We start from the raw sequence: 13,287 nt of genomic DNA on the forward strand, positions 1-13,287 counted from the left end.
ATGCCGCAGCAGACCGTGTGCCCGAGCTGTTCAGAACCGCTGGCCCCGGAGGACGCCTTCTGCGGCGCCTGCGGCACCGGCCGGGACAGCCGGCCCGCCCCGGGCGCGATGCCCGCGGGCTGGGCCTCCCCCCGCGCCGAGTCCGTCCCCGCGCAGCAGCACGGGCCGGTCTGCGTCCACTGCGGCCTGCCGCAGGTCGGCGCCGACGGCTACTGCGAGGCCTGCGGCGGCGCCCAGCCGCGCCCGCGCGACCACATGGAGAAGGCCCTCGCGGGCGTCGCCGGGGTCAGCGACCGCGGCGTGCGCCACCACCGCAACGAGGACTCCTTCACCGTCGCCGCGACCTCGCTGCCCGGCGGCGAGCCCGTCGTCGTCGCCGTCGTGTGCGACGGCGTCTCCTCCTCGGACCGCCCGGACCAGGCCTCCGAGACCGCCGTCGACGCCGCCTCCGAGTCGCTGCTCAGCGCCCTGGAGGCCGGCACCGACCCGGACGCCGCGATGCGCCGGGCCATCGCCGACGCCGCCAAGGCCGTCGCCGACCTCGCCGGGGCCGCCGCCGGGCCCGCCCGGCCCGACCTCAACGCGCCCGCCTGCACCTACGTCAGCGCCATCGCGGCCGGCGGCCGGGTCACCATCGGCTGGGTCGGCGACACCCGCGCCTACTGGATCCCGGACGACCGGGCCGCCGCCGAGCCCTTCCGGCTCACCCAGGACGACTCCTGGGCGGCCCGGATGGTCGAGGCCGGTCTCATGGGCGAGGCCGAGGCCTACGCCGACCCGCGCGCCCACGCGATCACCGGCTGGCTCGGCGCCGACGCCGAGGAGGTCGTCCCGCACACGCTGGACTTCACCCCGCACGTCCCCGGGGTGCTGCTGGTCTGCACCGACGGCCTCTGGAACTACGCCGAGGCCGCCACCGACCTCGCCTACTACGTCCGGCCGGACGCCCGGACCGAACCGCTCGCGGCGGCGCAGGCCCTGGTCAGGTTCGCGGTCGCGGCCGGCGGCCACGACAACATCACCGTCGCCGTCCTGCCCATCGACCCGCCCGCCCGGCCGGACCCCGAGGCGGTCGAGCAGACCCCGACCGCCCTCGACCTGCCGGTGATCACCCCGGCCGGTGCGCGGCCGGACCCGGAGGACGACCCGGACTACGAGCCGACCCTGCCGGACCTCCCGGTGATCGGCTCCCCGGCCGCCCCGCTGCCGCCGCAGGTCCCGCCGGCGCCGTCCGCCCCGCCCGCACCGCCCGCGCCGCCGGCCGGGCCGCCGGGCGCCCCCGGGGTGCCGCCCGTCCCGCCGCAGCCGCCGCACCCGCCGACCGCCTGACGGCCCGACGGTCCGTCCCCACCCGCCCCGCCCGGCCCGCGCGCCGGGCGGGTGCACCGACCGATCCCGCATCAACCCTTCATCCCGACGGGAGCCACCGGCCCATGGCAACACTGGCTAAGCCGAACCTGCCCAGGTTCGACGTGGACATCTTCCAGAACGAGTTCCTCGCCGACGGCGCCCGCGAGGTCAACGCCATCGTCACCGTCACCGCGACCGGCGGCGGCACCACCGGCGGGCGCCCGCTCGGCGTCGCCGACGCCGGGACGCAGGGGGCCGCCGGCACCGCCGCCGTGGTCATCCTGGTCGACTGCTCCGGCTCGATGGACTACCCCAAGAGCAAGATCAACGGCGCCCGCGAGGCCACCGCCGCCGCCATCGACGCCCTGCGCGACGGCACCGCCTTCGCGGTCGTCGCCGGCACCCACGAGGCCCGCGACATCTACCCCGGCGACGGCACCCTCGCGATCGCCTCCGCCGCCACCCGCGACCACGCCAAGGAGTCCCTGCGCCGCCTCACCGCGGCCGGCGGCACCGCCATGGGCACCTGGCTCGCCAAGGCCGACAAGCTCTTCCTGACCCGCCGCGACATCTCCATCCGGCACGCCATCCTGCTCACCGACGGCAACAACGAGCACGAGTCGGCGCAGGACCTCGCCCGCAACATCGAGCGCGTCACCGGTCACTTCACCGCCGACTGCCGCGGCGTCGGCACCGACTGGCGGATCGACGAGCTGCGCACGATCTCCTCCGCGCTGCTCGGCACCGTCGACATCGTCGCCGAACCGGCCGGCCTCGCCGACGACTTCCGCTCGATGATGGCCGGCGCCATGGGCAAGCAGGTCGCCGACGTCGCACTGCGGATCTGGACCCCGGCCAACGCCTCGGTCAAGTTCGTCAAGCAGGTCGCCCCGAGCGTCGAGGACCTCACCGCCCGGCGCGCCGAGGCCGGGCCGCGGGCCGGCGACTACCCGACCGGCTCCTGGGGCGACGAGAGCCGCGACTACCACGTGTGCGTCGAGGTCCCGGCCGCCTCCATCGGCAACGAGATGCTCGCCGCCCGGGTCAGCCTGGTGCTGCCCCCGCAGGCCGCCGGCGGCACCCCCGAGGTGCTCTCCCAGGGCCTGGTCAAGGCCGTCTGGACGGACGACCTCGCCTCCTCCACCCGGATCAGCCCGCAGGTCGCCCACTACACCGGCCAGGCCGAGCTCGCCTCCTCCATCCAGGAGGGCCTGGAGGCGCACCGCGCCGGGGACGTCGACACCGCGACCGCCAAGCTCGGCGCCGCCGTCCGGATCGCCCACGCGACCGGGAACGAGGGCACCTACAAGCTGCTCCAGAAGGTGGTGGACGTCGTGGACGCGAAGGAGGGTACGGTTCGGTTCCGTAAGAACGTGAGCGAGGCCGACTCGATGACCCTCGAGACCCGGTCGACGAAGACCGTACGTGTGAAGAAGTGACCGTTACCGCTGAAGACGTGACCGGGCCGCCGCCCGGCGCGACCGCCGCCCCAAGCCGGCACGAACTGAGGGGGACCTGATGCCGATCTGCCCGAGGGGCCATGAGTCGCAGGCCGAGGACTGGTGCGACTTCTGCGGCTTTCCGATGACACCGCCGCCCCCGGCCCCGCCCGGGGCCCACCCGGGGGCGTACGGAGCCGCGCCCGCGCCCGGCGCACCCGCCGGGCACACGGAGCACGGGGGTGCACCGTACGGGGCGCCGATGCCGCCGGGCGCGGTGCCGCCGCCCCCGCCCGCGTCGGCGCCGCAGGGCATGACCGAGGGCCTGGCGGTCTGCCCGATCTGCCGGAGCCCGCAGACCGGCCGGTTCTGCGAGGAGTGCGGGTACGACTACGACCTGTCCACCCCCTCGCGCCGGCAGAGCCCGGCCGGCCACGCCCCGGTGCCCCCGCCCGTGCAGGCGCCCGCGCCGCTGAACATCCCGGCGGCGTACGGCGGCCCGGCGCCGGCACCGGTGCAGCCGCCCGTCCAGCAGCACGCGCCGGCCCAGCAGCACGCCCCGGCCCAGCCGCAGCCGCCGGTGCAGCCGCACACCTACGGCTACCCGCCCGCCAACGGGCAGGAAGGGCCCACGCCTGCGAACGGCTTCCCCGAGGCCGCCTTCCCGGAGGCCCCGGTGCGCGAGGACTCCGGCCCGGTCTACGCCGACCCGGGCAACCGCGACTTCGGCACGTCGTTCAACCTGGCCCCGCCGATGCCACCGCAGCCGGATCCGCAGCAGCACGCGGCCGCCCCGCCGCAGCCGGTGCGGACCAACTGGATCGCCGTGGTCGCGGCCGACCGCGAGTACTTCACCGAGATGATGGCCCGCAGCGGCCCCGAGGCGGCCGGCCTGTTCTTCCCGCCGTACTGCCCCGAGCGCCGCGTCCCGCTGACCGGCCGCGGCCAGCTGCGGATCGGCCGGCGCAGCCAGCACCGCGGCACCGTCCCGGAGATCGACCTGTCGGTGCCGCCGGAGGACCCGGGCGCCTCGCACCAGCACGCGCTGCTCGCCGAGCAGGCGGACGGCAGCTGGGTGCTGGTCGACCAGGACTCGACCAACGGCACGACGGTGAACGGCGGCACCGAGCCGATCGCGCCGCACGTCGCCGTGCCGCTGAACGACGGCGACCGGATCCACATCGGCGCCTGGACGACGATCACCGTGCACCGCGCCTGACCGACGGTCAACAGGGCCGGGCGGATTGGAACATCCGCCCGGCCCTGCGTGTTCCCGCTTCCTCAAACAATGCACAAATCCCTGGTCGCCGATATGCATATCGTCGGAGAAAAGCCCTACGCTCTGGGCTCATGACTGCAGCTATATCCGCTGACGGCATCCGCCAGCGGTACGGGGACGTGCAGGCTGTCGACGGGGTGTCACTCACGGTCGAAGCCGGCGAATTCTACGGAATCCTCGGGCCCAACGGCGCCGGGAAGACCACCACACTGGAGATCCTGGAAGGGATCCGCAAGCCCGACGAGGGCCGGATCGAGCTGCTGGGGATGGCCCCCTGGCCGCGCAACCCGCAGCTGCTGCCGCGCATCGGCGTGCAGTTCCAGGCCTCCGCCTTCTTCCGCAAGCTCACCGCCCGGGAGACCATCCGCACCTTCGCGTCGTTCTACGGGGTCGGTCCCAAGCGGGCCGACGCGATGCTGGAGCGGGTCGGCCTGGCCGACAAGGCCGGGGTGATGACCGAGCAGATGTCCGGCGGCCAGGCCCAGCGCCTGTCCATCGCCTGCGCGCTCGCCCACGACCCGGAGCTCGTCTTCCTCGACGAGCCCACCACCGGCCTCGACCCGCAGGCCCGGCGCAACCTCTGGGACCTCCTGCGGGACATCAACCGCGAGGGCCGCACCGTCGTCCTGACCACCCACTACCTGGACGAGGCCGAGATCCTCTGCGACCGGGTCTCGATCATGGACCACGGCAAGATCCTGCACACCGGAGCCCCCGCGGCGCTGATCCGCGAGATCGACGACACCGTCCGGATCAGCGTCGAATCCGGCCAGCTCGCCCTCGACCGGGCGCGCGACCTGCTCGCCGCGGCCGGCGCCGAGATCGCCTCCCTGGAGGACGACGGCACCACGCTGTCCCTCTCCACCCGCCTCCCGGCCCCGATCCTGGCCGTCCTCGCCGAGCACAACGCCCTGCGCGGTCTCGAAGTGCGCGGCGCCACCCTGGAGGACGTCTTCCTCCAGCTGACCGGACGGGAGTACCGGGCATGACCCCCACCACGTCCACCGAACCGAAGGTGCCCGCCCAGCGCGGCGGTGCGGCCGGCGCCGCCGCGGACGACGAGCGGGTCAGCGCCTTCTGGAGCCTGTCGCGCTCGATGCTGCTGTCGTTCAAGCGCGACCGCAGCGCCGTCTTCTTCGTCATGCTGTTCCCGCTGATGTTCCTGCTGCTGTTCGGCACCCTGCTCAAGGGCGCCACCAGCCCGCACGCCAAGGTCGCCCAGATCGGCGCCGTGCAGGTGCTGGACTCGGTGCAGGGCGACGGCCGCGCGGAGCTCGGCAAGGTCCTGGAGATCAGCAGGACCGACGACGAGGCGGCCGCGCTCACCAAGGTGCGCAAGGGCGACCTCGACGCGCTGATCAAGCAGGGCCCGGACGGCAGGATCGAGCTGCACTTCAGCGCGGCCGACCAGGTCCGCGCCGGCTCCGTCCAGGGCATCCTCAACGCGATCGTCCAGCAGGCCAACCAGGCCGCCTACCAGCAGGCCACCGGCAAGCCGCCGGCGTTCTCGCTGGACGCGACCCAGGTCGAGGACCAGTCGCTCAAGCCGATCCAGTTCCTCACCCCCGGCCTGCTCGGCTGGGCCGTCGCCACCGGCGCCGTGTTCGGCGCCTCGCTGACCCTGGTCGGCTGGCGCAAGCAGAAGGTGCTCCGCCGGCTGCGGCTGGCCCCGGTCAGCGCCTTCTCGGTCATCGCCTCCCGGGTCGTCGTGTCGGTGATCACCGCCCTCGCCCAGACGGCGATCTTCCTGGTCGTCGCCACCACGCCGTTCTTCGGGCTCAAGCTCAGCGGTGACTGGTGGCTGATCATCCCGCTGGTGATCTGCGCGACGATCGCCTTCATGTCGATCGGCCTGCTGGCCGGCTCGATCGCCAAGACCGAGGAGGCGGCCAACGGCATCTCGCAGATCATCGTGCTGCCGATGTCGTTCCTCTCCGGCTCCTTCTTCAAGATGGACGACGCCCCGGGCTGGCTGAAGACCATCTCCGAGGTGCTGCCGCTGCGGCACCTGGTCGACGCCGCCGGGTCCGTGCTCAGCCGCGGCGGCGGCGTCATGGACGCGCTGCCCGCCATGGGCATCCTGCTGGGATTCGCCGTCGTGCTGACGCTCGTCTCGGCGAAGCTGTTCAAGTGGGACGACGTCTGATCGTCGCTCCCCGGTAGTGCCACGGCACTGACCCGACCCCGCGGGGTCGTACGCCTCTGGTCCCGGTGTACGGCCCCGTCGGCGTCTGCGACCATGGTCGGGTGAATGAGATCCGGCGTGGCACGCTCAGCGAGGAGAGCTTCTTCGACAAGGTCGGCGGCGAGCCGACCTTCCGGCGGTTGGTCCACCGGTTCTACCAGGGCGTCGCCGAGGACGAGTTGCTGCGCCCGATGTACCCCGAGGAGGACCTCGGGCCGGCCGAGGAGCGCCTGGTCCTCTTCCTCATGCAGTACTGGGGCGGCCCGCGCACCTACAGCGAGCACCGCGGCCACCCGCGGCTGCGCATGCGGCACGTGCCGTTCAAGGTGGACCGCGCGGCCCACGACGCCTGGCTCAAGCACATGCGCGCGGCCGTCGACGAGCTCGCCCTGCCCGCCGAGGACGAGCAGCAGCTGTGGGACTACCTCACCTACGCCGCCGCCTCGATGATCAACACCGAGGGCTGAGCGGCCTCGACGGCCTACCTGAGCGGGCTGAGCCCCAGCCCCGCGCCGGGCGCGGCCGCCGTGCGGACCGCCACCGACCCGGTCGGGGCGCTCAGCCGCAGCCAGCCGCCGGCCCGGTGCACGGTCAGCGGAGCGTCCGGCTTCAGGAAGCCGATCACGTACGCCGCGTGAACCGCCCGCAGCGGCAGCTCCGGCAGCGCCGCCACCGGGCGGGACCAGATCTCGTCGGCCAGTTCGTCCAGCACCGCGCGACTGCGGTGGTGCGCCGGGACGGCCTCGCTGCGCTCGCGGAACTCCCGCACGCCGGCCATCAGTTCCGGGTACACCCGGGCCACCGCCGGCTCCCCGACCGGCCGCCAGCCGGTGCGCGGCGGCAGCAGCCCGGCCCAGGCCGGGCCGGTCACCGGCGCGGGCAGCGCGACCGCGCCCGTCTCCGCGTCGACGGCGTCCAGCAGTTGGCCCGCCGAGACGGTCCGGTCGACCGGCTCGCCGAGGCCGGTCAGCCGCGCGGTGCGGATCGCCAGCGCGCCCGAACCGCCCAGCGGCAGCCGGCCGAAGACCGCCAGCACCCCCTCGCCCCCGGCCGGGGCCACCGCCTGCAACCGCACCGACGCCGCCTTGTCGAAGCGCAGCAGGCGCAGCAGGAAGGCGGACAGGTCGGCGGCCTCGCCGGCGTCGGTCAGCGCGAGGCGGTCGGTGGTGGTCAACGCGGTTCGGCTCTCATCGGTAGAAGGTTTCTGCGCTCAGGCGACGGCGACGGCCGCTTCGGCCTTCCGCACGCCCTTCTTCGCCGGGGCGGACTCGTCCAGGAAGCGGGACAGGAACTGCCGCTCCACCTCGGAGATCCGGCGCGGGCGCTGCTCGGCCAGGTCGTAGGGCACGACCACGGTGGAGGCGCGGACGTACACGATGTCGCTGCCGTCCTCGGCCGTGTCCTTGATCTCGTACGCCACGGTCAGCGAGGCGACACCGATCTTGGTCACCCAGGTCTCGATGGTCACCGGCTCCGGGCGGTGCACCAACGGCCGCTTGTAGTCGATCTCGTGGCGCGCCACGACCGACCCGCCCGCGAACTCCCCGGCGCCGGCCGCGGCGGCCTGGGTGAACATGAAGTCGATCCGGGCCTCCTCCAGGTAGCGCAGGAAGACCACGTTGTTGACGTGCCCGAAGGCGTCCATGTCGGACCAGCGCAGTGGGCAGGCGTAGATGTGGCGGGCCACAGGTGTTCTCCTCGGTGTCCGGTCGCCCGCCGCCGTTCGGCGGCGGCGGGCCGCGGCCCGGCAGGCCCCCCGGGAGGGCGGTCTGCCGGGCCGTCGTGACAGCTGGGTGTCAGCCGCGGGTCAGCTTCTTGTAGGTGGCCCGGTGCGGACGGGCGGCGTCGGCGCCCAGTCGCTCGATCTTGTTCTTCTCGTACGACTCGAAGTTGCCCTCGAACCAGAACCACTTGCTCTCGCCCTCGTAGGCGAGGATGTGGGTGGCCACCCGGTCCAGGAACCAGCGGTCGTGGGAGATGACCACGGCGCAGCCGGGGAACTCCAGCAGGGCGTTCTCCAGCGAGGAGAGCGTCTCGACGTCGAGGTCGTTGGTGGGCTCGTCGAGGAGCAGCAGGTTGCCGCCCTGCTTGAGGGTGAGCGCCAGGTTCAGGCGGTTGCGCTCACCGCCGGAGAGCACGCCGGCCGGCTTCTGCTGGTCCGGGCCCTTGAAGCCGAAGGCCGACACGTAGGCGCGGGACGGCATCTCGACCTGGCCGACGTTGATCCAGTCCAGACCGTCGGAGACGACCTCCCAGAGGGTCTTCTTCGGGTCGATGTTGGAGCGGGTCTGGTCGACGTAGCTGATCTTGACGGTGTCGCCGACCTTGACCGTGCCGCTGTCCGGGGTCTCCAGGTCCTGGAGCATCTTGAACAGGGTGGTCTTGCCGGCGCCGTTCGGGCCGATGATGCCGACGATGCCGTTGCGCGGCAGCGTGAAGCTGAGGTCGTCGATCAGGACCTTCTCGCCGAAGGCCTTGTTGAGGTTCTCGACCTCGATGACGACGTTGCCCAGGCGCGGGCCCGGCGGGATCTGGATCTCCTCGAAGTCCAGCTTCCGCATCTTGTCCGCCTCGGCCGCCATCTCCTCGTAGCGGGCCAGACGGGCCTTGGACTTCGCCTGGCGACCCTTGGCGTTCGAGCGGACCCACTCGAGCTCTTCCTTGAGGCGCTTGGCGCGCTTGGCGTCCTTCTGCCCCTCGACCTTGAGACGGGACTGCTTGGTCTCCAGGTAGGTGGAGTAGTTGCCCTCGTACGGGTAGGCGCGGCCGCGGTCGAGCTCCAGGATCCACTGGGCGACGTTGTCCAGGAAGTACCGGTCGTGGGTGACGGCGACGACGGTGCCCTTGTACTTCTCCAGGTGCTGCTCCAGCCAGTTCACCGACTCGGCGTCCAGGTGGTTGGTGGGCTCGTCGAGGAGCAGCAGGTCGGGCGCCTCCAGCAGCAGCTTGCAGAGCGCGACGCGGCGCTTCTCGCCACCGGAGAGCTTGGTGACGGCCCAGTCGCCGGGCGGGCAGCCCAGGGCGTCCATGGCCTGCTCCAGCTGGGCGTCCAGGTCCCAGGCCTCGGCGTGGTCCAGCTCCTCCTGGAGCTTGCCCATCTCGTCGAGCAGCGCGTCCGAGTAGTCGGTCGCCATCAGCTCGGCGATCTCGTTGAAACGGTCGAGCTTGCCCTTGATCTCCTTGACGCCGTCCTGGACGTTCTCCAGGACCGTCTTGGACTCGTCGAGCGGCGGCTCCTGGAGGAGCATGCCGACGGTGAAGCCGGGCGAGAGGAAGGCGTCGCCGTTGGAGGGCTGCTCCAGGCCGGCCATCATCTTCAGCACGGTGGACTTACCGGCACCGTTGGGGCCCACGACGCCGATCTTCGCCCCGGGGAGGAAGCTGAGCGTCACGTCGTCAAGGATGACCTTGTCTCCGTGCGCCTTGCGCACCTTGCGCATCGTGTAGATGTATTCCGCCACGTGAGATCGCTCCGGCGTCGTCGGGAGTAATTCGGCTTGCAGCCTTCCATTGTGCCGCACCGGCCGGGAGCCCCGAACCGCCCGGGTGACCCCACCGGGGTATCCCGGACGGGCCGGCGGGCTCGCGCGGGGCCCACCTGCGGCCCGCGTGCTCCGGCCCGCCTGCTCCGGCCCGCCCGCAACACCTCCGGAACGCCTCCCGGAACGCCGACGGCCCGGCTCCCCGCAGCTGGTGCGGGGAGCCGGGCCGTCGCGCTACTGAGCCGTGCGACTAGTGCGTGCTACCGGTTCAGGCGGCGCTGCCACCGTGGCGGCCGCGGCGACGCAGGAAGAAGACCGCGGCACCACCGGCGACGACCAGGGCGCCGGCGACGCCGGCCAGGATCGGGGTGTTGCTGCTGGCACCGGTCTGGGCCAGACCACCGGTGCCCGGGGCCGAGCTGGTGGCAGCCGGGGCCGGGTGGGCGGCGGTGCTCACCGAGGCGGACGGGGTGCCGGCCGGGGTGGACGGCTTGCCGGTGGCGGCCGGGGTGGACGGGCCGGAGCTCGGGGTCACCGGGGTGGTGCCGGTGCCCTTGCAGTCCAGGATGCCCTTGAAGTTGTTGGTGTAGCCGTTCGGGCCGGTGACGGTGATGTCGTAGGCGGCCTTGTTGTTGACCGGGACGACCAGGCTCTCGGTCTTGCCGGGCTGGACGGTCAGGTCCTTGCCCACCGGCTTCACGTTGACGGTGCCGGCCTCGTCACCGCCGTTGGCGACGGTGACCCGCACGCCGTTGCTGTCGCACTCGACCTGGGCGATGCTGTCGAGCAGCGCACCCTTGCCCTGCTTCCAGCTGGCCTTGGCGGTGGCGCTGACGCTCAGCTTGCTGGAGCCGGCCAGGATCATGGTCTGGCTGTGCTTCTCGGGGGTGTAGCCCTCGCTGAGGAAGACGCGGCCGCTCGGAACGACGGTCTCGGCCGAAGCGGTGAGGGTGGCCCCACCGTCCGGGGTGCCGGCCGGGACGTCGAGGAAGAGCTGGGTGTCCTTGGCGATCGGGCCGTTCAGGGCGCCGTTGACCTGCTTGCCGTCCTTGTCGAGGACCTTGATCTTGTCGGCGGCCGAACCGGCCACCGCCAGCTTCACCTGGGCGGCGCTGGAGTTGAGCGTGAACGGGCCGAGCTTGCCGCCCGACTTCCCGGAGACGGAGTCCGGGGCGAGGGTGAGCGAGGGCTTCGGCTCGGCCGCGATGCCCTTGTTCGTGTCGCCGATCAGGTAGTCGCGCAGCTGCTTGGCCTTGGAGTTCTGCGGGGTGGCGTTCTTGCCGTCCGAGAACTTCCAGATCGCGGCCTGGGTGCCGGCCGCGGCGTCCTGCGGGGAGAGCTGGCCGGTGACGCCGGCGTCCTTGGACAGCTTGGCGAGGTCGGTGACCTGCGGGTAGGAGTTCTCCAGGATCCAGCGGATCTTGGCGGCGTCCTGCGCCTTGTCCTTGCGGCCGAGCGAGCTCGACTTCCAGTCCGACTCCTGGTACTGCGCCCCGCTGTCGAGGTACACGGGGTTGCCGAAGTCGATGCAGTAGGTCTGGAGCTCGCCACTGTCCGTCTTGAGCGTGAACAGACCGCCGTTGACGGTCTCGCCGCCCTCGATGTCGATCCGCTCGCCGAGCATCGTGTCCTGGACGATGGCGGTCACGCCCGAGCCAGGTGCGGCCGCAGCCGCCGCACCGGCCGCGAACAGACCTCCGCCCAGCGCGATACTGGTCGTGAGCATGACACTAGCTATGCGGGGAAGACTCCGCCCCTGCACCTGAACCATCTGGTTTCCCTCCGGGCCGGGCCGTGCCGATGGGCAGCCCGCCGACTTGCCTTGCCGCGCGCGCCCCCTGTGGCGCCGCTGCGGGGTATGAACCAGATGAATCCTATTGACCCCCAGAGGTCCGCAAACCGCCATGCGAAATCAGGACGATTCCGTATCTGTATCGTTATCAACCCTCCCAGTTTCCACACAAGCTGACGATCGGCCAGAAACTCTCGGCCACTTTCTGTTATCGGGCGGAGATTGCGCGTGCGGGCGCAACAACCGCCTCGATCTACGTATTTGTCGACACTTCTGATCGACCCGGCGTCAGATCAACAGCCCCTGGACGTCACCTTCACTTCCCTTTCCGGACACCTCGCCATCGTCACCGGACGCCCCCTCGGACGCCACACCCGCCCCATCCGCCCCACCATCGGACGGCGCCACGACCGCCGCGGAGACCGCCGCCGAGGCCTTCCGCGCGGCCAGGGCGTGCGCGATCCACCCCGGCACCGCCTCACCCGCGGGCGACCCCCCGGGCTCGCCGCCCGCCGCCCCGACCACCGCCGGCGGATGCCCCCGCGCACCCGACGCCCAACGGAACGCCGAGGTACCGCGGTTGAGATCGTGCCCGACCGACCTGGCGTCGATCTCCACCCGGCTGCGCCTGCCCTCGCCCCCGTCCCACTCCCGCACCCGGAGCCGCCCGCTCACCACCACCGGATCCCCCTTGGAGAGCGAGCCGATCAGGTTCACCGCCAGCGCCCGCCAGGCCGTCACCGTCACCCACTGCGTCTCGCCGTCCACCCAGCACTGGCGCTCACGGTCGTACCGCCGCTCGGTGGACGCGAGCCGGAAGTTGGCCATCGGCACGCCGCTGCCCGTTTCGCCGTAGCTCACCTCCGTCGCGACATTGCCGATCACCGTCACCTGAGTCTCGTTCACAACGCACTCTCCGTTCTCGCCGATGCACCGTACGGAATCGACCGGTGCGGGACGAGAGTGCGCTTCACGGGAAATCCACGCCAGGAAGTTCCGAAATCCTGTGGACAACTCGGCCTTGTGGAAAACTCTTGTCACCCGCAGGGGTGAATTTCGCCCGTCCACTCCCCCGCGGAGCCCGACTCTTCGCGAGCATGACAACAATCGGAGCCCTTCCCCGCCCTGCCCCTCCGCCGGGGAACGCGGGCCGGTCGCCGTCCGCCCACGTCATCCGACCGAAGGAAGCCGAATAGGGTCCCCCACCCGCGCCGCACGCGGTAGTTTCTCCGTGCCGAATCCATAACGGGTGAGGCGGCAGCCCCGTAACGACTGCACAACGTCCGGCGCGGAACACTGCCAGAACGCTGCACACACGGCGTTCACCTGCGATTATCGGACCGCTCCACCGGAGCCGACACACCAACGGCGGTGCCGTCGAACCCGGCCGAGGAACTGGACACCCTTATCCTGTCCCCGACAGGGCGAGGGCTTGCCAACCCCCACCCCCAACCCTCAGGTACGGGGACGGACCCGGGCGCCCCACGCGCCCGCCGCCCGATCCCGGCAACGGTCACGCCCACCCGGGCGCCGCCCGTCCCGCCCCCATAGCTCAGCGGATAGAGCACCCGCCTTCTAAGCGGTAGGTCGCAGGTTCGAATCCTGCTGGGGGCACCACCTGCCAATTCGCGGGCCGCCGTCGCGGCCGCCGGGAAATCCCCCGCACACGCACCGCTCATAACCCGTGACAATGCGTGTCATGGGCATCGCGAGAAACTCACTCCGGCATTCGGCGCCACTGAGGACCAAACGCACGACGC

11 protein-coding genes and 1 tRNA gene are annotated in these 13,287 nt (G+C 72.0%); 7 read left to right on the forward strand and 5 right to left on the reverse strand.

Annotated elements, in window-relative coordinates:
* The 6 genes from AB0C76_RS19420 (at position 1) to AB0C76_RS19445 (ending at position 6,720) form a co-directional block, all read left to right on the forward strand.
* Positions 1-1,329 (forward strand): protein phosphatase 2C domain-containing protein, encoded by a 1,329-nt coding sequence (locus AB0C76_RS19420; protein ID WP_359966501.1) that lies wholly within the window; start codon positions 1-3, stop codon positions 1,327-1,329.
* A 104-nt stretch (positions 1,330-1,433) separates the two neighbouring features.
* Positions 1,434-2,789 (forward strand): VWA domain-containing protein, encoded by a 1,356-nt coding sequence (locus tag AB0C76_RS19425; RefSeq protein ID WP_359966504.1) that lies wholly within the window; start codon positions 1,434-1,436, stop codon positions 2,787-2,789.
* Positions 2,790-3,051: 262 nt separating this feature from the next.
* Positions 3,052-4,008, forward strand: coding sequence for an FHA domain-containing protein (locus tag AB0C76_RS19430; protein ID WP_359966507.1), 957 nt, complete (start codon positions 3,052-3,054; stop codon positions 4,006-4,008).
* Positions 4,009-4,139: 131 nt separating this feature from the next.
* Complete coding sequence (locus AB0C76_RS19435; protein ID WP_359966510.1) at positions 4,140-5,057, forward strand: ABC transporter ATP-binding protein; 918 nt, start codon at positions 4,140-4,142, stop codon at positions 5,055-5,057.
* Positions 5,054-6,214, forward strand: a complete 1,161-nt coding sequence (locus AB0C76_RS19440; RefSeq protein WP_359966513.1) for an ABC transporter permease — start codon at positions 5,054-5,056, stop codon at positions 6,212-6,214. Before AB0C76_RS19435 ends, AB0C76_RS19440 begins: the two co-directional genes overlap by 4 nt.
* Before the next feature lie 101 nt (positions 6,215-6,315).
* On the forward strand, positions 6,316-6,720 hold the full coding sequence (locus tag AB0C76_RS19445) for a globin (RefSeq protein ID WP_359966516.1): 405 nt from the start codon (positions 6,316-6,318) through the stop codon (positions 6,718-6,720).
* 14 nt (positions 6,721-6,734) lie between these two features.
* Here the strand turns inward: AB0C76_RS19445 and AB0C76_RS19450 are convergent, their stop codons facing one another.
* The 5 genes from AB0C76_RS19450 to AB0C76_RS19470 all read right to left on the reverse strand — a co-directional run bounded on the left by AB0C76_RS19450 (position 6,735) and on the right by AB0C76_RS19470 (position 12,418).
* Entirely contained in the window at positions 6,735-7,427 is a 693-nt protein-coding gene (locus AB0C76_RS19450) for a hypothetical protein (protein ID WP_359966518.1), read from the reverse strand.
* A 36-nt stretch (positions 7,428-7,463) separates the two neighbouring features.
* Entirely contained in the window at positions 7,464-7,940 is a 477-nt protein-coding gene (locus AB0C76_RS19455; protein WP_359966520.1) for a thioesterase family protein, read from the reverse strand.
* Positions 7,941-8,049: 109 nt separating this feature from the next.
* Positions 8,050-9,714 (reverse strand): energy-dependent translational throttle protein EttA, encoded by a 1,665-nt coding sequence (gene ettA / locus AB0C76_RS19460; RefSeq protein WP_359966522.1) that lies wholly within the window; start codon positions 9,712-9,714, stop codon positions 8,050-8,052.
* Between the two features lie 289 nt (positions 9,715-10,003).
* Positions 10,004-11,461 (reverse strand): Cys-Gln thioester bond-forming surface protein, encoded by a 1,458-nt coding sequence (locus AB0C76_RS19465; RefSeq protein WP_359966525.1) that lies wholly within the window; start codon positions 11,459-11,461, stop codon positions 10,004-10,006.
* A 354-nt stretch (positions 11,462-11,815) separates the two neighbouring features.
* On the reverse strand, positions 11,816-12,418 hold the full coding sequence (locus AB0C76_RS19470) for a single-stranded DNA-binding protein (RefSeq protein ID WP_359966527.1): 603 nt from the start codon (positions 12,416-12,418) through the stop codon (positions 11,816-11,818).
* A 650-nt stretch (positions 12,419-13,068) separates the two neighbouring features.
* Between AB0C76_RS19470 and AB0C76_RS19475 the strand changes: the two genes are divergently transcribed.
* Positions 13,069-13,144, forward strand: a tRNA-Arg gene (locus AB0C76_RS19475).
* Positions 13,145-13,287: the final 143 nt, after the last annotated feature.

Source organism: Kitasatospora sp. NPDC048722, from assembly GCF_040650235.1.
Taxonomy (GTDB): Bacteria; Actinomycetota; Actinomycetes; order Streptomycetales; family Streptomycetaceae; genus Kitasatospora.

Coding starts and splice junctions, on each gene's coding strand:
- AB0C76_RS19420 (WP_359966501.1), top strand. CDS start 1: ATGCCGCAGCAGACCGTGTGCCCGAGCTGTTCAGAACCGCTGGCCCCG.
- AB0C76_RS19425 (WP_359966504.1), top strand. CDS start 1,434: ATGGCAACACTGGCTAAGCCGAACCTGCCCAGGTTCGACGTGGACATC.
- AB0C76_RS19430 (WP_359966507.1), top strand. CDS start 3,052: ATGCCGCCGGGCGCGGTGCCGCCGCCCCCGCCCGCGTCGGCGCCGCAG.
- AB0C76_RS19435 (WP_359966510.1), top strand. CDS start 4,140: ATGACTGCAGCTATATCCGCTGACGGCATCCGCCAGCGGTACGGGGAC.
- AB0C76_RS19440 (WP_359966513.1), top strand. CDS start 5,054: ATGACCCCCACCACGTCCACCGAACCGAAGGTGCCCGCCCAGCGCGGC.
- AB0C76_RS19465 (WP_359966525.1), bottom strand. CDS start 11,461: ATGCTCACGACCAGTATCGCGCTGGGCGGAGGTCTGTTCGCGGCCGGT.